This is a genomic window from Pseudomonas sp. PDM26, from assembly GCF_019219185.1.
Taxonomy (GTDB): domain Bacteria; phylum Pseudomonadota; class Gammaproteobacteria; order Pseudomonadales; family Pseudomonadaceae; genus Aquipseudomonas.
The window spans coordinates 107,515-125,324 of record NZ_JAHUWC010000011.1 but is presented as its reverse complement, the minus strand read 5'-3'; the positions used below and the strand labels follow the sequence as shown (position 1 = coordinate 125,324).

At 60.8% G+C, this 17,810-nt stretch carries 17 protein-coding genes; 10 read left to right on the top strand and 7 right to left on the bottom strand.

Features of this window, described 5'->3' with window-relative positions; translation table 11 throughout:
- Positions 1 to 43 precede the first annotated feature (43 nt).
- Positions 44 to 1,084: a low specificity L-threonine aldolase gene (locus KW849_RS21280; RefSeq protein ID WP_218431136.1), complete on the bottom strand. Its 1,041-nt coding sequence runs from the start codon at positions 1,082 to 1,084 to the stop codon at positions 44 to 46.
- 132 nt (positions 1,085 to 1,216) lie between these two features.
- On the opposite strand from KW849_RS21280, the gene KW849_RS21275 reads away from it, so the two are divergent.
- The 8 genes from KW849_RS21275 (at position 1,217) to fdhA (ending at position 11,208) form a co-directional block, all read left to right on the top strand.
- On the top strand, positions 1,217 to 1,981 hold the full coding sequence (locus KW849_RS21275; RefSeq protein WP_256357314.1) for a TraX family protein: 765 nt from the start codon (positions 1,217 to 1,219) through the stop codon (positions 1,979 to 1,981).
- A gap of 180 nt (positions 1,982 to 2,161) precedes the next feature.
- Complete coding sequence (glyA, locus tag KW849_RS21270) at positions 2,162 to 3,415, top strand: serine hydroxymethyltransferase (RefSeq protein ID WP_218431135.1); 1,254 nt, start codon at positions 2,162 to 2,164, stop codon at positions 3,413 to 3,415.
- Between the two features lie 23 nt (positions 3,416 to 3,438).
- On the top strand, positions 3,439 to 4,689 hold the full coding sequence (locus KW849_RS21265; RefSeq protein WP_038981138.1) for a sarcosine oxidase subunit beta: 1,251 nt from the start codon (positions 3,439 to 3,441) through the stop codon (positions 4,687 to 4,689).
- Positions 4,690 to 4,703: 14 nt separating this feature from the next.
- Positions 4,704 to 5,033: a sarcosine oxidase subunit delta gene (locus KW849_RS21260; RefSeq protein WP_046039383.1), complete on the top strand. Its 330-nt coding sequence runs from the start codon at positions 4,704 to 4,706 to the stop codon at positions 5,031 to 5,033.
- Positions 5,030 to 8,047 (top strand): sarcosine oxidase subunit alpha, encoded by a 3,018-nt coding sequence (locus KW849_RS21255; protein WP_218431134.1) that lies wholly within the window; start codon positions 5,030 to 5,032, stop codon positions 8,045 to 8,047. Before KW849_RS21260 ends, KW849_RS21255 begins: the two co-directional genes overlap by 4 nt.
- 161 nt (positions 8,048 to 8,208) lie before the next feature.
- On the top strand, positions 8,209 to 8,841 hold the full coding sequence (locus tag KW849_RS21250; RefSeq protein ID WP_218431133.1) for a sarcosine oxidase subunit gamma: 633 nt from the start codon (positions 8,209 to 8,211) through the stop codon (positions 8,839 to 8,841).
- A 146-nt stretch (positions 8,842 to 8,987) separates the two neighbouring features.
- Positions 8,988 to 9,845, top strand: coding sequence for a formyltetrahydrofolate deformylase (gene purU, locus KW849_RS21245; protein WP_218431132.1), 858 nt, complete (start codon positions 8,988 to 8,990; stop codon positions 9,843 to 9,845).
- A 163-nt stretch (positions 9,846 to 10,008) separates the two neighbouring features.
- Entirely contained in the window at positions 10,009 to 11,208 is a 1,200-nt protein-coding gene (gene fdhA / locus KW849_RS21240) for a formaldehyde dehydrogenase, glutathione-independent (RefSeq protein WP_108216956.1), read from the top strand.
- A 43-nt stretch (positions 11,209 to 11,251) separates the two neighbouring features.
- Here the strand turns inward: fdhA and KW849_RS21235 are convergent, their stop codons facing one another.
- Positions 11,252 to 11,740, bottom strand: a complete 489-nt coding sequence (locus KW849_RS21235; protein WP_218431131.1) for a DUF3757 domain-containing protein — start codon at positions 11,738 to 11,740, stop codon at positions 11,252 to 11,254.
- 244 nt (positions 11,741 to 11,984) lie between these two features.
- Here KW849_RS21235 and KW849_RS21230 point away from each other — a divergent pair, with 244 nt between their 5' ends.
- Entirely contained in the window at positions 11,985 to 12,539 is a 555-nt protein-coding gene (locus KW849_RS21230) for a DUF2780 domain-containing protein (RefSeq protein WP_218431130.1), read from the top strand.
- A 1-nt stretch (position 12,540) separates the two neighbouring features.
- On the opposite strand, the gene KW849_RS21225 is transcribed toward KW849_RS21230, so the two are convergent.
- Positions 12,541 to 13,428, bottom strand: a complete 888-nt coding sequence (locus tag KW849_RS21225) for an acyltransferase (RefSeq protein WP_218431129.1) — start codon at positions 13,426 to 13,428, stop codon at positions 12,541 to 12,543.
- A gap of 164 nt (positions 13,429 to 13,592) precedes the next feature.
- On the opposite strand from KW849_RS21225, the gene KW849_RS21220 reads away from it, so the two are divergent.
- Positions 13,593 to 14,099, top strand: a complete 507-nt coding sequence (locus KW849_RS21220) for an ATP-dependent zinc protease (RefSeq protein WP_218431128.1) — start codon at positions 13,593 to 13,595, stop codon at positions 14,097 to 14,099.
- 12 nt (positions 14,100 to 14,111) lie between these two features.
- Here the strand turns inward: KW849_RS21220 and KW849_RS21215 are convergent, their stop codons facing one another.
- The 4 genes from KW849_RS21215 to KW849_RS21200 all read right to left on the bottom strand — a co-directional run bounded on the left by KW849_RS21215 (position 14,112) and on the right by KW849_RS21200 (position 17,810).
- Positions 14,112 to 14,741, bottom strand: a complete 630-nt coding sequence (locus tag KW849_RS21215; protein WP_218431127.1) for a glutathione S-transferase — start codon at positions 14,739 to 14,741, stop codon at positions 14,112 to 14,114.
- Positions 14,742 to 14,925: 184 nt separating this feature from the next.
- Entirely contained in the window at positions 14,926 to 16,218 is a 1,293-nt protein-coding gene (locus tag KW849_RS21210) for an MFS transporter (RefSeq protein WP_218431126.1), read from the bottom strand.
- Between the two features lie 285 nt (positions 16,219 to 16,503).
- Complete coding sequence (locus KW849_RS21205; protein WP_218431125.1) at positions 16,504 to 16,683, bottom strand: hypothetical protein; 180 nt, start codon at positions 16,681 to 16,683, stop codon at positions 16,504 to 16,506.
- Entirely contained in the window at positions 16,680 to 17,810 is a 1,131-nt protein-coding gene (locus KW849_RS21200) for a PepSY domain-containing protein (protein ID WP_218431124.1), read from the bottom strand. Before KW849_RS21200 ends, KW849_RS21205 begins: the two co-directional genes overlap by 4 nt.

Below are 17,810 nucleotides of genomic sequence, written 5' to 3'. Positions count from 1 at the left end.
GCGAGCAGGCTCGCTCCTACAGGGGGCTGGGTTAACCAAAGTTTTAGTGAGACATCACTTCACGAATGTCCTTCGCCAATTCCCGCACGCGCTCTTGCTCGGTGTCCCACGAGCACATGAAGCGTGCGCCGCCGTTGCCGATGAAGGTGTAGAAGCGCCAGCCCTTGGCGGTCAGCGCGGCGATGGCCGGTTCCGACAGTTGCAGGAACACGCCGTTGGCCTGCACCGGGAACATCAGCTCCACGCCGGGAATGTCGCTGACCAGTTCGGCCAGCAATTGCGCGCAGTGGTTGGCGTGGTTGGCGTATTTGAGCCAAGCGTCGTTTTCCAGGATGCCGACCCACGGCGCCGACAGGAAGCGCATTTTCGACGCCAGCTGCCCGGCCTGTTTGCAGCGGTAATCGAAGTCTTCGGCGAGTTTGTGGTTGAAGAACAGAATCGCCTCGCCCACCGCCATGCCGTTTTTCGTACCGCCGAAGCACAACACGTCGACGCCGGCCTTCCAGGTCAGGTCGGCCGGGGTACAGCCGAGGAAGGCGCAGGCGTTGGAGAAGCGCGCACCGTCCATGTGCAGATTCAGGCCCAGCTCTTTGCAGGTGGTGCTGATGGCGCGGATTTCATCCGGGGTGTAGACGCTGCCGACTTCGGTGGCCTGGGTCAGGGTCACGACGCGGGGTTTCGGGTAGTGGATATCCTGGCGCTTGAGCGCGACCTCGCGGATCGAATCCGGGGTCAATTTGCCGTTTTCGGTGCGGGCGATCAGCAGTTTGGAGCCGTTGGAGAAGAATTCCGGGGCGCCGCATTCGTCGGTTTCGACGTGGGCGGTTTCCGAGCAGATCACGCTGTGGTAACTCTGGCACAGCGACGACAGCGCCAGCGAGTTGGCGGCGGTGCCGTTGAAGGCGAAAAACACTTCGCAGTCGGTTGCAAACAGTTTGCGGAAATCGTCGGACGCGCGGGCGGTCCACTCGTCGTCGCCGTATGCGCGCTGGTGGCCGTGGTTGGCCAGTTCCATGGCCGCCCAGGCTTCAGGGCAGATACCGGAATAGTTGTCGCTGGCGAATTGTTGGCTCTTGTCGGTCATGGCCTGCTTCCGTGGTCGAGATGCCTATGGTGAAGCGTCCCGTGGTCAATGAGGGGGCGCACTGTACCCAAGATCGTCAGGTGCAGCGCACAGGATGTCGCTGTTGGGAAAATACACGGTCGAAGGGCAATTATGCACGTGACTATGCACAAGAACATGCACAAGAACATGCACAAGGCCATGCACTTAAAGCAGCGCGACGGGGCACTGGATCTGCTCAAGTGGCTGGCGCTTTTGAGCATGGTGCTCGATCACCTGCGATATGTCGGTTATTCCGCCGATTTGCTGTATGTGCCGGGACGTCTGGCGTTTGCGTGGTTCTGCCTGGCGATGGCGGCCAATCTGGCGCGTGTGCGGACTGCGACGACCGGTGGCCAGTGGCGCTATCTGGGGTGGTTGCTACTGTTTAGCGCGGTGAGTGAAATTCCTTACCGAATGTTCATTCCTGATCCCGACACCTTGAATGTGCTGCCCACCCTTGCCCTGGGCTTGCTGGTGGTTCGTGGATGGCAGCAACCGGCGCTTGCATCGCGACTGCTTGCGGTCGGCGCGGTACTGCTGGCAGTGTTTTTCTCCCAGCGCTTGATGTTCGGTTTCTATGGCGTTCTGTTGCCGCTGGCGATGCTGCTGGTACTGCAGCGGCCTTGGTATTTCTCACTATTGCCGGGGCTGGTGTGCCTGGCGGCCAATCAATGGCAGGTGCTGTATTACTCTGTTCGATTGGGCAATCACGTGGCGATGGCGGCAGTCGCCACTTGTCTGATTGCGCCATGGCTCGGGCTGTTCTTGTTGCGACATGCCGAGGGCGTAAAACCACCGCCCATGCGACGTTGGGCGTATGCGCTGTATCCCGTGCATTTCCTGCTGTTACTCGCTGTGCGACAGGTTCTCGCATAACCCCCGTAGGAGGTATGCATGACTCCGCGCGAGATCCCATGTCGTAAACGCACCTTTGCGTGGCGCCCGTAGGCATTTGACGACTCCAAGCCAGTCATACCATCGCTACCAAAGGGCACTGCCGAAAAGCCAGTGCCTCACCGAGACGAATGGCGCACCGCCGCCGCTGGGAGAGACGCGATGTTCAGCAAGCAAGACCAGATCCAGGGTTACGACGATGCACTGCTGGCGGCGATGAATGCCGAGGAGCAACGTCAGGAAGATCACATCGAGCTGATCGCGTCGGAGAACTACACCAGCAAGCGCGTGATGGAAGCGCAAGGCAGCGGCCTGACCAACAAATACGCCGAAGGATATCCGGGCAAGCGCTACTACGGTGGCTGCGAACACGTCGACAAAGTTGAGGCGCTGGCCATCGAGCGCGCCAAGCAGCTGTTCGGCGCCGATTACGCCAACGTCCAGCCGCACTCCGGTTCCTCGGCCAACAGCGCCGTGTACCTGGCCCTGCTGCAAGCCGGCGACACCATCCTCGGCATGAGCCTGGCCCACGGCGGTCACCTGACCCACGGCGCCAAAGTGTCGTCCTCGGGCAAACTGTACAACGCCGTGCAGTACGGCATCGACACCAAGACCGGTCTGATCGATTACGACGAAGTCGAGCGCCTGGCCGTCGAGTGCAAGCCGAAGATGATCGTTGCCGGCTTCTCGGCCTACTCCAAGACCCTCGACTTCCCGCGCTTCCGCCAGATCGCCGACAAGGTCGGTGCACTGCTGTTCGTCGACATGGCTCACGTCGCCGGTCTGGTCGCTGCCGGTCTGTACCCGAACCCGCTGCCTTACGCCGATGTGGTCACCACCACTACCCACAAGACCCTGCGCGGTCCACGTGGCGGCCTGATCCTGGCCAAGTCCAACGAAGAAATCGAGAAGAAGCTCAACGCGGCAGTTTTCCCGGGTGCCCAGGGCGGCCCGCTGATGCACGTGATCGCCGGCAAGGCAGTGTGCTTCAAGGAAGCGCTGGAGCCTGGCTTCAAGGTTTACCAGCAACAAGTGATCGACAACGCCCAGGCGATGGCCGGCGTATTTATCAAACGCGGCTACGATGTAGTGTCCGGCGGCACCGATAACCACCTGTTCCTGGTCAGCCTGATCCGTCAGGGCCTCACCGGCAAAGAGGCGGATGCAGCACTGGGTCGCGCCCATATCACCGTGAATAAGAACGCTGTCCCGAACGATCCACAGTCGCCGTTCGTGACCTCCGGCCTGCGTATCGGCACCCCGGCGGTGACCACGCGCGGCTTCAAGGTTGCCCAGTGCGTCACGCTGGCCGGCTGGATCTGCGACATCCTCGACAACCTCGGCGATGCCGATGTCGAAGCGAATGTTGCGCAGCAAGTGGCGGCCCTGTGCGCGGACTTCCCGGTTTATCGCTGAGTGCGGTTTTGGAGTAAATGACTATGCAACGCTACTCGGGCTTCGGCCTCTTCAAACACTCTCTCAGCCATCATGAAAACTGGCAGAAAATGTGGCGCACGCCGACCCCTAAAAAGGTCTACGACGTGGTCATCGTCGGCGGTGGCGGGCATGGTCTGGCGACCGCCTACTACCTGGCCAAGGAACACGGCATCACCAACGTGGCCGTGGTCGAGAAGGGCTGGCTGGGCGGTGGTAACACCGCGCGCAACACCACCATCGTGCGCTCCAACTACCTGTGGGACGAGTCGGCGCACCTGTACGAACACGCGATGAAACTGTGGGAGGGCCTGTCCCAGGACCTGAACTACAACGTGATGTTCTCCCAGCGTGGCGTCTACAACCTGTGCCACACCCTGCAGGACATTCGTGATTCCGAGCGTCGGGTCAGCGCCAACCGCCTCAATGGCGTGGACGGTGAACTGCTCGATGCCAAACAGGTTGCCGACGAGATTCCGTACCTCGACTGCTCCAAGAACACTCGCTACCCAGTGATGGGCGCAACCGTCCAGCGTCGCGGCGGCGTGGCCCGTCACGATGCCGTGGCGTGGGGTTTTGCCCGTGCCGCTGACGCCTTGGGCGTGGACCTGATCCAGCAGACCGAAGTGATCGGTTTCCGTAAGGAAAACGGCGTGTGCATCGGTGTTGAAACCAACAAGGGCTTCATCGGCGCCAAACGCGTCGGTGTGGTCACTGCGGGTAACTCCGGGCACATGGCTAAACTTGCCGGTTTCCGTCTGCCGATCGAATCGCACCCGCTGCAAGCGCTGGTGTCCGAGCCGATCAAGCCGATTATCGACAGCGTGATCATGTCCAACGCCGTGCACGGCTACATCAGCCAGTCCGACAAGGGCGACCTGGTGATCGGCGCCGGTATCGACGGCTACAACGGCTACGGCCAGCGTGGTTCGTACCCAGTGATCGAACACACCGTCCAGGCCATCGTCGAGATGTTCCCGGTGTTGTCCCGCGTGCGCATGAACCGTCAGTGGGGCGGCATCGTCGACACCACGCCGGATGCGTGCCCGATCATTTCGAAAACACCGGTACCCAACATGTTCTTCAACTGCGGTTGGGGTACCGGTGGCTTCAAGGCAACACCTGGCTCGGGCAACGTATTTGCCGCCAGCCTGGCCAAGGGTGAAATGCACCCATTGGCTGCACCTTTCTCCATCGACCGTTTCCACAACGGTGCGTTGATCGACGAACACGGCGCTGCAGCAGTCGCCCACTAACAGGAGAAATCCCTATGTTGCATATCTTCTGTCCTCACTGTGGCGAACTGCGCTCCGAAGAGGAATTCCATGCATCCGGCCAGGCGCACATCCCGCGTCCACTGGATCCGAACACCTGCACCGACGAGGAGTGGGGCGACTACATGTTCTTCCGCGATAACCCGCGCGGTCTGCATCACGAGCTGTGGGATCACGTCGCCGGTTGCCGCCAGTACTTCAACGTCACCCGCGACACCGTGACCTACGAGATTCTCGAAACCTACAAGATCGGCACCAAGCCACAATTCACCGACAAGACCGATAGCCCGAAAGCGGCCAGCACGGCTCTGGGAGAGAAGGTATGAGCCAGATCAATCGCCTGTCCAACGGCGGACGGATCGACCGCAACAAAGTCTTGACCTTCACCTTCAACGGCCAGAACTACAAAGGCTTCGAAGGCGATTCCCTGGCCGCTGCACTGCTGGCCAACGGCGTCGACATCATCGGTCGCAGCTTCAAGTATTCCCGTCCGCGTGGCATCTTCGCCGCGGGCGCTGAAGAGCCGAACGCCGTGCTGCAGATAGGCGCCACCGAAGCCACGCAGATCCCGAACGTGCGCGCCACGCAACAGGCGCTGTATCAGGGCCTGGTCGCCACCAGCACCAACGGCTGGCCGAGCGTGAACAACGACATGATGGGGATTCTCGGCAAGGTCGGCGGCAAGCTGATGCCACCGGGCTTCTACTACAAAACCTTCATGTACCCGCAATCGTTCTGGATGACTTACGAGAAGTACATCCGCAAGGCCGCCGGCCTGGGTCGCTCGCCGACCGAGAACGATCCGGACACCTACGACTACATGAACCAGCACTGCGACGTGCTGATCGTCGGTGCCGGCCCTGCCGGTCTGGCGGCTGCCCTGGCGGCTGCGCGCAGCGGTGCCCGCGTGATCCTCGCCGATGAGCAGGAAGAGTTCGGCGGCAGCCTGCTCGATTCCCGCGAAAGCCTCGACGGCAAGCCTGCGACCGAGTGGGTCGCCAGCGTCATCGACGAACTGAAGAACACCCCGGACGTGCTGCTGTTGCCGCGCGCCACCGTCAATGGCTACCACGACCATAACTTCCTGACCATTCACGAGCGCCTCACCGATCACCTCGGCGACCGCGCACCGATTGGCCAGGTGCGTCAGCGCATTCACCGGGTCCGTGCCAAGCGCGTAGTGCTGGCGACCGGCGCTCACGAGCGTCCACTGGTCTACGGCAACAACGACGTGCCAGGCAACATGCTCGCCGGCGCCATCTCGACCTACGTGCGCCGTTACGGCGTGGCACCGGGCAAGAAACTGGTGCTGTCGACCAACAACGACCATGCCTACCGCGTTGCCCTGGATTGGCTCGATGCCAGCCTGCAAGTGGTGGCCATCGCCGATGCCCGCAGCAACCCGCGTGGTGCGCTGGTGGAAGAAGCACGTGCCAAAGGTATCCGCATTCTCACCGGCAGCGCCGTGATCGAGGCCCGTGGCAGCAAGCGCGTGACCGCTGCCCGTGTGGCCGCCATCGATGTCAAAGCCCACACCGTGACCAGCCCAGGCGAATGGCTCGACTGCGACGTGGTAGCCAGCTCCGGTGGTTACAGCCCGGTGGTTCACCTGGCTTCGCACCTGGGTGGCAAGCCGATCTGGCGCGAAGACATCCTCGGTTTCGTACCGGGTGAAGCGCCGCAGAAACGCGTGTGTGTCGGTGGCATCAACGGCGTCTACGGCCTTGGCGATTCTCTGGCCGACGGTTTTGAAGGTGGCGCCCGCGCCGCCGCTGAAGCCGGGTTCCAGACTGTCGAAGGCGTACTGCCCAAAGCCCTGAGCCGTCTCGAAGAGCCGACCCTGGCGCTGTTCCAGGTGCCGCATGAAAAGAACACCGCACGGGCGCCGAAGCAATTCGTCGACCTGCAAAACGACGTCACCGCCGCCGCCATCGAGCTGGCGACCCGTGAAGGCTTTGAGTCGGTCGAGCACGTCAAGCGCTACACCGCGCTGGGCTTCGGTACCGATCAGGGCAAGCTCGGCAACGTCAACGGCCTGGCCATCGCTGCCCGCTCGCTGAACGTGACCATCCCGCAGATGGGCACCACCATGTTCCGTCCGAACTACACGCCGGTGACCTTTGGCGCCGTGGCCGGTCGTCACTGTGGGCACATCTTCGAGCCGGTGCGCTACACCGCACTGCATCAATGGCACCTGAAAAACGGCGCCGAGTTCGAAGACGTCGGCCAGTGGAAACGTCCGTGGTACTTCCCGAAATCCGGTGAAGACCTGCACGCGGCAGTGAAGCGTGAGTGCAAAGCCGTGCGCGACAGCGTCGGCCTGCTCGATGCTTCGACCCTGGGCAAGATCGACATCCAGGGCCCGGATACGCGCGAGTTCCTCAACCGCGTCTACACCAACGCCTGGACCAAGCTCGATGTGGGCAAGGCCCGTTACGGCCTGATGTGCAAAGAAGACGGCATGGTGTTCGACGACGGCGTGACGGCTTGCCTGGCCGACAACCATTTCGTCATGACCACCACCACTGGCGGCGCAGCTCGTGTACTGCAGTGGCTGGAGCTGTACCACCAGACCGAATGGCCGGACATGAAGGTGTACTTCACCTCCGTTACCGACCACTGGGCAACCATGACCTTGTCCGGGCCGAACAGCCGCAAGCTGCTCAGCGAAGTCACCGACATCGACCTGAGCAACGAAGCCTTCCCGTTCATGACCTGGAAAGAAGGTCTGGTCGGTGGTGTACCGGCGCGGGTATTCCGGATTTCGTTTACCGGTGAGCTGTCGTACGAAGTCAACGTGCAGGCCGACTACGCGATGGGCGTGCTGGAAAAAATCGTCGACGCCGGCAAGAAGTACAACCTGACGCCGTACGGCACTGAAACCATGCACGTGCTGCGGGCCGAGAAGGGCTTCATCATCGTCGGTCAGGACACTGACAGCTCGATGACCCCGGACGACCTGAACATGGGCTGGTGTGTCGGTCGCACCAAACCGTTCTCGTGGATCGGCTGGCGCGGCATGAACCGTGAAGACTGCGTGCGTGATCAGCGCAAGCAACTGGTTGGCCTCAAGCCGATCGATCCGAACAAATGGCTGCCGGAAGGCGCGCAACTGGTGTTCAACACCAAGCAGGCGATCCCGATGACCATGGTGGGTCACGTGACCTCCAGTTACCTGCACAACTCCCTGGGCTATTCGTTCGCCATGGGCGTGGTCAAGGGTGGCCTGAACCGCATGGGCGAGCGCGTGTTCGCACCGCTGGCCGACGGCAGCGTGATCGAGGCGGAAATCGTTCCTTCGGTGTTCTTCGATCCGAAGGGCGAACGCCAGAACGTTTGATGGCTTAAAGGCTTGTGGATGGGCAATGACACTGAGTCGGCCCATTCGCGAGCAAGCCCGCTCCCACAGGGGAACTCGGTCGACTGTAGGAGCTGGCTTGCCAGCGAAGACGTCAGTTCAGTCACCGTAAGCCTCACAACAGAATTCAGGAAAGGTGCTTTATGACCGCAGCCAATGTTTACCAACAACGCCCAACCTCCGGGGCCAAGGCCGAGTCGTCGCTGCATCATGCCGACCTCGCCAGCCTGGTGGGCAAGGGTCGCAAGAACGCCGGCGTGATCGTGCGTGAGAAAAAACTCCTCGGCCACCTGACCATTCGTGGCGATGGCCACGATGCCGCGTTTGCCGCGGGCGTGCACAAGGCTCTTGGCATCGAGTTGCCGGGCGCACTGAGCGTCATCGTCAAAGGCGAAACCAGCCTGCAATGGATGGGACCGGATGAATGGCTGCTGATCGTGCCGAGCGGTGAAGAGCTTGCCGCCGAGCAGAAACTGCGCAAAGCGCTGGGCGATCTGCACATTGCAATCGTCAACGTCAGCGGCGGCCAGCAACTCCTCGAACTGAGCGGCCCGAACGTGCGCCAGGTGCTGATGAAGTCCACCAGCTACGACGTGCACCCGAACAACTTCCCGGTGGGCAAAGCTGTCGGCACGGTGTTCGCCAAGTCGCAACTGATGATCCGTCACACCGCTGAAGACACTTGGGAACTGTTGATTCGTCGCAGCTTCTCGGATTACTGGTGGCTGTGGTTGCAGGATGCTTCTGCCGAGTATGGGCTGAGCGTTCAGGCTTGATCAGCGATCAACTGTAGGAGCGAGCTTGCTCGCGAAAAACGTCAACGATAACGCGTGCCTCCTGATTTAACGCGTCGTCCTGAAGTCCTTCGCGAGCAAGCTCGCTCCTACAGGAGGCATCTACCGTTTTCAAGGGAGTCACCGCTATGAGCCGCGCCCCAGACACATGGATTCTGACCGCCGACTGCCCCAGCGTGCTCGGCACGGTGGATGCGGTGACCCGCTTTCTGTTCGAGCAGGGCTGCTACGTCACCGAGCATCATTCCTTCGATGACCGGCTCTCGGGCCGTTTCTTCATTCGTGTGGAATTTCGCCAACCCGACGGTTTCGACGAGCAGTCCTTCCGCGCGGGCCTGGCCGAGCGTGGCGACGCTTTTGGCATGATCTTCGAACTGGTCGCGCCGAACTATCGGCCGAAAGTGGTGATCATGGTCTCCAAGGCCGATCACTGCCTCAACGACTTGCTCTATCGCCAACGCATCGGCCAGTTGTCGATGGACGTCGCTGCCGTGGTCTCCAACCACCCGGACCTCAAGCCGCTGGCCGACTGGCACCAGATTCCGTACTACCACTTCCCGCTGGATCCGAACGACAAGCCGTCCCAAGAGCGTCAGGTGTGGCAGGTCATCGAAGAGTCCGGCGCCGAACTGGTGATCCTTGCGCGCTACATGCAAGTGCTGTCGCCGGAGCTGTGCCGCAAGCTCGATGGCAAGGCGATCAACATCCACCACTCCCTGCTGCCCGGGTTCAAGGGCGCCAAGCCTTATCACCAGGCCTACAACAAGGGCGTGAAACTGGTGGGCGCCACGGCGCATTACATCAACAACGACCTCGATGAAGGCCCGATCATCGCCCAGGGTGTGGAGGCCGTGGACCACAGCCATTACCCGGAAGATTTGATTGCCAAGGGGCGGGATATCGAAGGGCTGACGCTGGCGAGAGCCGTTGGCTATCACATCGAGAGAAGAGTGTTTTTGAACGCGAACAGAACGGTTGTTCTCTAGTGTTTTTTACTGCCTGAAAAGATCGCAGCCTTCGGCAGCTCCTACAGGGGTATGCGATCAATGTAGGAGCTGCCGAAGGCTGCGATTTTTTGAATTACCGAGCACTTAACGCGCTGCCTGCCTGGGTAACGCGGTTTCATAAAAACAACATCGAGGTGAAAGCATGTCTGGTAATCGTGGAGTGGTGTATCTCGGCGCTGGCAAGGTCGAAGTGCAGAGTATTGACTATCCGAAAATGCAGGACCCGCGCGGCAGGAAGATTGAACACGCTGTCATCCTGCGTGTGGTGTCCACCAACATATGTGGTTCCGACCAGCACATGGTGCGCGGTCGTACCACGGCGCAAACCGGCCTGGTGCTGGGTCATGAGATCACCGGTGAAGTGATCGAGAAGGGCAGCGACGTCGAGAACCTGAATATCGGCGACCTGGTGTCCGTACCGTTCAACGTGGCTTGCGGGCGCTGCCGCTCCTGCAAAGAGATGCATACCGGCGTGTGCCTGAGCGTCAACCCGGCGCGTCCCGGTGGCGCTTATGGTTATGTCGACATGGGCGACTGGACCGGTGGTCAGGCCGAATACGCCATGGTGCCGTACGCCGACTTCAACCTGCTGAAACTGCCGGATCGCGATCGGGCGATGGAAAAAATCCGCGACCTGACCTGCCTCTCCGACATCCTGCCGACTGGCTATCACGGTGCCGTGACCGCTGGCGTTGGCCCGGGCAGCACCGTGTACATCGCTGGTGCCGGTCCGGTTGGCCTGGCTGCAGCCGCTTCGGCCCGTCTGTTGGGTGCGGCGGTGGTGATCGTCGGCGACGTCAACACCGTTCGCCTGGCTCATGCCAAGGCCCAGGGCTTCGAAATCGCCGACCTGTCCCTGGAAACGCCGCTGCACGAACAGATCGCCGCACTGCTCGGCGAGCCGGAAGTGGATTGCGCCGTCGACGCCGTTGGCTTCGAAGCCCGTGGCCATGGCCATGCCGGCGTGAAACACGAAGCCCCGGCCACTGTGCTCAACTCGCTGATGGGCGTGGTGCGTGTGGCAGGCAAGATCGGCATCCCCGGCCTCTACGTGACCGAAGACCCGGGCGCTGTCGACGCTGCCGCGAAAATGGGCAGCCTGAGCATCCGCTTCGGTCTGGGCTGGGCCAAGTCCCACAGCTTCCATACCGGCCAGACCCCGGTAATGAAGTACAACCGCCAATTGATGCAGGCGATCATGTGGGACCGTATCAACATCGCCGAAGTGGTAGGCGTTCAGGTGATCAGCCTGGATCAGGCTCCACAGGGTTATGGCGAGTTCGATGCGGGCGTGCCGAAGAAGTTTGTGATCGATCCGCACAAGATGTTCAGCGCGGCGTAAAGGGCTAATGAAAAAGGGCGACTGTAGTCGCCCTTTTTTGTGTTCAATGGCCTGTTGGTGGAGTGGTCAGGAATTTGTAGTTGAATTCACATTCTTTTTCGATCCGTGAATCGCAGTACTCAACGTACTTGATTTTATTGAAGGTTTCGGCCTTTCCTGCAGTTGGCTGGGGCTTCCATTTTGTGCCGTTGACAGGGGCCCATCCTCTGAAGGAGTACAACGTCATCCTGGCAAACGCATACCATTCGTCACCCTCGTAATCACACGAAACTACATCCGTATTACCTTCGGAACTGACATCTCGGTAGACCGCTCCGGTGAACACGAAGGTTTTCAGGTCCCCCTCCTCGGCAAAGGGGTTTTCGCCTACCCAGACGCGGCCGTTCGGCCCAGGGGCGGAGTAGCTGTAGCCTTGCTCCTCTTTCTTTTGTTCGATACTGGCGGCCGATGGACACACAGTCACTGCCGCCAGGGCGTTTGATGTTACTACTGACAGCAGTACGGCGCTTGCCGCGAGTGTTTTACGTATCATGATGTACTCCTTTACGCGGATTGGAGCCGTCATGTTGGGGGAAGGGAACAGCGGTAGGTACTCTCAGTATTGATAGGTTGTGTTGACGCTTTATTCATCGCGTGGCATCCAGGGATTCACGTTTCTTATGCATGCCCTGTGTAAAAACGGATGCGCGGCAAGGAACATGATTGAGGATGCCCGGTCAAATCGTCAGTTTTACCGCCGGTTTTCGGATGGTTTCATGGCACAAGAGGATGTCTGGATGAAGATTTCACGCGGTATTGCACTCGCTTCGCTGTTGGCACTGTCCGCCAGCCCGGCCTTTGCGCAGTTCAGTCTGAACGACGCGGCCAATGCGATTTCGGGCATGAACGGCGGTGACGCGACCGTGACTGCCGCACCAACACCGCAGACAGCCGACCTGCTAAGCACCCTCACTCAATTGAACATCACCCCACAGCAAGCCATCGGCGGTGCCGGGGCGATGCTGGGGCTGGCGAAGAACCAGTTGAGTTCGACCGACTACTCGGAACTGGCCAAAAGCGTGCCGGGCATCAACATGCTCTCGGGCGGCGGCGAGTTGGGTGCGCTGGCCGGCCTGCTCGGCTCCAGCGGCAAAGCGGCAGGGCTGGACAATGCCCTGGGTAACGTCAAGGACACCAACGACCTGAACAATGCCTTTAGCGCTCTGGGCATGGACAGCGGCATGATCGGCCAGTTTGCCCCGGTGCTCCTTCAGTACTTCGGTCAGCAGGGCGTCGGCGGTACGCTGCTGAGTAGCCTGGGCAGCATCTGGGGCGCCGGCACCGGAATCTGATTCAGCGGCGCTCGGCGCGCAAGGCGTCGATGCGCTGGTCTTTCTCGATCCAGAGCTGGTTGACCCAGTTCTGGACCTTCTCGCGAAACAGCGGATCGTTTTCGTAGTCGCCCTGCCACAGCGCCGGGTCGAGTTCGCGGGTCTGGATATCGATGATGACCCTTGGCACATCGCCGCTGATCAAGTCCCGGAATCCCGGAATCTTCTGCTGCGGGTAAACCACCGTCACATCGAGAATCGCATCCAGCTGTTCGCCCATCGCCGCCAGTACAAACGCCACGCCGCCAGCCTTGGGCTTGAGCAGGTGGTTGAACGGTGATCGCTGTTGAGCGCGTTTGGCCGACGTGAACCGCGTGCCTTCCAGATAATTGACCACGGTTACCGGTTGGCGCTTGAACAGCTCGCAGGCCTGTTTGGTGATCTCCAGATCCTTGCCCGCCAGTTCCGGGTGTTTGGCCAGGAATGCCTTGCTGTAGCGCTTCATGAACGGGTAATCCAGCGCCCACCACGCCAGGCCCAGGAAGGGCACCCAGATCAGTTCTTTCTTGAGGAAGAATTTGAAGAACGGTGTGCGCCGGTTCAGCGTCTGGATCAGCGCCGGGATGTCGACCCAGGATTGATGGTTGCTGATCACCAGGTACGAGGTATCACGGCGCAGATCGTCACCGCCGCGGATGTCCCATTGGGTGGGGATGCACAGGCGGAAAATCAGCTTGTCGATCTCGGACCAGGTCTCGGCGATCCACATCACCACCCATGAGGCGTAATCGCGAAAACGACCGGGCAGGACCAGCTTGAGCAGGGCACACACCAGCAGTGGCCCGATCAGGACCAGGGTGTTGAGCACAAGCAGCAGGGTCACGAAACAGCCGGTGAGCAGGCGGCGCATAAGTCACTCGTGGAGGCGGTTGGGCGCGCCATGATAAGCAGCTTCGGGCGGCAGGCCAAATCGGCGGTGACGAATGTTTCACTTTCGGGTCGGTAACCTTGTGGGAACGATCAAGCGCACAGCGGTCTAAAATCCGGCTGTTCACTCTTATGGAAACCCATTACGTGAAATCCCTCCTTGCAGTGCTCTCCCTCATCGCCCTGCCGGTCATGGCCGCCGAGCCGACCCTGTACGGGCGTTACGAATACATTGCCCTGCCGGAAATCGGCGGGCAGGTCCTCAAGGCCAAAATGGACACCGGCGCCCTGACCGCGTCGCTGTCGGCCAAGGACATCGAAACCTTCAAGCGTGACGGTGAAGACTGGGTGCGCTTCCGCCTCGGCACCAAGGGTGCGGGTAACCAGGTCTACGAACACAAGATAGCGCGCATCAGCAAGATCAAGACCCGTTCTGAAGAGGAGGAAGATGACAGCGAAGCAGTCGCGCCCACGAAGCGTCCAGTGGTCGATCTGGAGCTGTGCCTGGGTAACGTCAAGCGCACCGTGGAGGTCAACCTCACCGACCGCAGCAGCTTTAACTACCCATTGCTGATTGGGGCCAAGGCGTTGCGTGAGTTCGGGGCGGCGGTGAATCCGGCTCGGCGGTTTACGGCGGACAAGCCGGATTGCTGATCTTTTGCAGGCTTAAATCTTCGGCTTCGTCGCAATCATCGAAGGCCGCTGGCTCACCTCGAAATACCACGCTGCGAGTTGCGGATTGGCTTCGCGCCAATCCAGATCCGGATGGCGCAAGTCCAGGTAACCCAGTGCACAGGCCACGCTGATCGCGGCCACGTCGAAGTGGCAGGTCAGCTCGGCAATCGCATCTTTCTCCAGCAATGCCAGGGCGCGGCGGATCTTGTCGCGCTGACCGTCGAGCCATTCGTCCCAGTGTTTCTCCGGGGCGCGCAGGGCGACTTCGTAGCGCACCAGCACGGCGGCGTCCATGATGCCGTCGGCCAGCGAAGCGAGGGTCAGGCGCCGCCAGCGGGCCGAGCCTTCGCGGGGGATCAGCGGGTTGCCGACGTGCTGCTGATCGAGGTAGTCGAGGATGACCCGGCTGTCATGGATGACATTGCCATCGGCCAGGCGCAGCGCCGGGATTTTGCTCAAAGGGTTGTCGTCGATCAACGTGAGGTCCGGGTTGACCGGGGTGAGCACACTGGTCTGCAATGCCACGCGGTCCTGTTGACCGGTTTCGTGCAGCAGCACCATGACTTTGCGAACGAAGGGAGAGAGCGGGTTGTGGTACAGGGTCATGCTCGGGGCGGACATGGCAGCGTCTCGATCAGTGGCAGTGTCGGGCAGCATAGCGCGTTGATGCATTACCTCAAACCGGACCCTGTGGGAGCGGCGGTGCCACGATTCGACTTGCTCGCGAAAGCGGTGTGTCAGTCAACATTGATGTTGAAGCTGACGGCCTCTTCGCGAGCAAGCTCGCTCCTACAGGGTTTGTGTCTTAGCTGGCTGGAACTGCAGTTTGTAGATTTTCGGCGGCCTGTTGAGGCTTGATCTCACGGGCAACCGTCCAGACGATGAACGCGGCAACGATGTCGAAAATCGCCAGCACCACGAACAGCGGGCTGTAACCGATTTTGGTCACCATCACGCCAAACACCAAGGTGAACGCGGCTGCGCCCAGGTAGCCGAACATGCCGCCCATGCCGGTGGCGGTGGCTACTTCGTTTTTGCCGAATGAGTCAGAGGTGATCGCATACAGCGCGCCGGACAAGGTCTGGTGAGCGAAGCCGCCGATGCACAGCAGCGCAATCGCGGTGTACGGGCTGGCCACCAGGCCGATGCAGGCCGGGCCGATCATGCACGAGGCGCCGAACAGCAGGACCATTTTGCGCGAGGTGAACAACGACACGTTGCAGTACTTGTGGAAGAACGGGCTCAGGTAACCGCCGAGCACGCAGCCCAGGTCAGCGGCGAGGAACGGTAGCCAGGCGAACATCGCGATCTCTTTGATGTTCATGTGCCGTTCGGTCATCAGGTACAGCGGAATCCACGCGTTGAAGGTCTGCCAGGCCGGCTCGGAGAGCATGCGCGCGCTGGCGATGGCGTAGAAGTTGCGGTTGCCGATGATCTTTTTCCAGCTGCCTTTTTTCGTGGTTTGGTCTTTGAAGTGTTCTTCCTGACCGCTGAGGATGTAGTCGCGCTCTTCGTCGCTCAGGCGTTTTTGATCCCGCGGATGTTTGTAGAGCACCATCCACAGGAAGGTCCAGGCCACGCCCAGGCCACCGACGATCAGGAACGCCAGCTCCCAGCCGCTGTGCAGAATCGCCCAGACCACCAGCGGCGGCGCCAGTACGGCACCAATCGACGAACCGATGTTGAACCAGCCGATGGCCACCGAGCGTTCTTTGGCCGGGAACCATTCTGTGGAAGTCTTGACCGCTGCCGGCAAACCCGCCGCTTCGGTCAGGCCAAGCAGGCCGCGGACAAAGGCCAGGCCCTGCCAACCGGTCGCCAGCGCGGCCAGTGCACAGGCGATCGACCAGGCGAAGGCGAAAATCGCGAAGCCCATTTTGGTGCCGATGGCATCGATGATGTAGCCGGCCACCGGTTGCATCAGCGCATAACACACTTGCCACGCGACCACGATGTGCGAGTACTGCTCGGTGGAGATGTTCATTTCGCTCATCAGGGTCGGAGCGGCCACTGACAGGGTATTGCGAGCCAGGTAGTTGACCATCAGGCCGGCCGTCACCAGGCCGACCATCCACCAGCGGATGCCTTTGACTTTCATCACGTCACCATCATTTTTTTGGATTTATTTTTGGTGCTGCAGTTGTTGTAGGTTGTCGTACAACGTGCGCCTTTATAGGAGCGCAAGGGTAAAACTGTCAACAGATATGTCAGTGGATTTGCAGGAGGAGGCGACGGGTGGGTGGGGGTGTCGTCGTATGACTAGCGAGTGCTTGAGACTTGCCGCCGAACCTGCAGGAGCGAGCCTGCTCGCGATGGCGATGTGTCAGGCAATTCAATGTCGACTGATACGGCCCCATCGCGAGCAGGCTCGCTCCTACAGGGATCAGCGGCGTTGCAGGAGGCCGCGCAGGGCAAGAGCGGCGGGGACACCCAGCCCCACCCAGCTCAACGAGTTCCAAACACCATCCCCGAGCAACGCGGCAAACAACCCTGTCGCGCTGAGCATCGCAATGACGGTCGGAATGGCGAAGACTTTCCAGAAATTCGACTGCCGGGGCTTCATGCCGCGCTCTCCGCTTTTTCCTGCACCGGCCTGGTCGCCTTGCGCCGTACCACCCACAGGTAGACCCCGCTGCCGAGCACGATGATGGTCAGCACATCGAGGGTCGCCCAGAGGATTTTCATCGGCATGCCGCCGTAGTCACCGAAGTGCAGCGGCTGCGACATGCCCATGGCGTCCATGTACCACGGTCGTTCGGCCACGGCGGTGACTTGCAGGGTGCTGGCGTCGATCAGTACCGGCGTCAACAGGTGCGAGGTCAGGTGCGTGCTGCCTTTCATGAACACTGCGTAATGGTGCTCACTGGAAAAACGGGTGCCGGGAAAGGCGATGAAGTCCGGCTGCATGCCCGGCGCGACATCCCTGGCGATATCGAGCAAGCGGGTGGCTGGCGCGCGTTGCGTCAGCGGTGGCGCATCGCGGTATGGCGCGACCATCGCGCTGAGGCTGTCGTTGCGCCAGGCGGCAATGATCAGGTCGGCACAGGCACTGATCACGCCGGTCACGCCGACCACCAGGGCCCAGGTCAACGTCACCACACCGATCAGGTTATGCAGGTCGAGCCAGCGCAGGCGCGTGGATTTGTCCTGGCGCACGGTGGCGAATTTCAAGCGGCGCATGAACGGCAAGTACAGCACCGTGCCGGAAACGATCGCCACCACGAACAGAATCCCCATGAACGCCAGCAACAACTTGCCCGGTAGCCCGGCGAACATGTCCACGTGCAAGCGCAGCATGGTCAGCATGAAACCGCCGTTGGCCGATGGCGTCTCCAGCGCTTCGCCGGTACGGGCATCGAGCATGAAGGTGTGGGACGAGTTCGGCTCGGTGCCAGCGGTCGCGGCCATGATGGTCAGCACCGCGTTGGGCTCATCGTCCTCGAAGCCGAAATACTGCATGACTTCACCGGGGCGATGCTTCTCGGCGGCCTGCACCAACTGCTGCAAATTCAGGTGCGGGGTGTCCGCCGGCATTTCCTTCACTTCAGGCGCATCGCCCAGCAAGTGGTCGATCTCGTGGTGGAAGATCAACGGCAGGCCGGTCAGTGCCAGCAGCAACAGGAACACCGTACAAATCAGGCTGGTCCAGGTATGAACAGCGGACCAACGGCGAATTGTTTTACTTTTCAT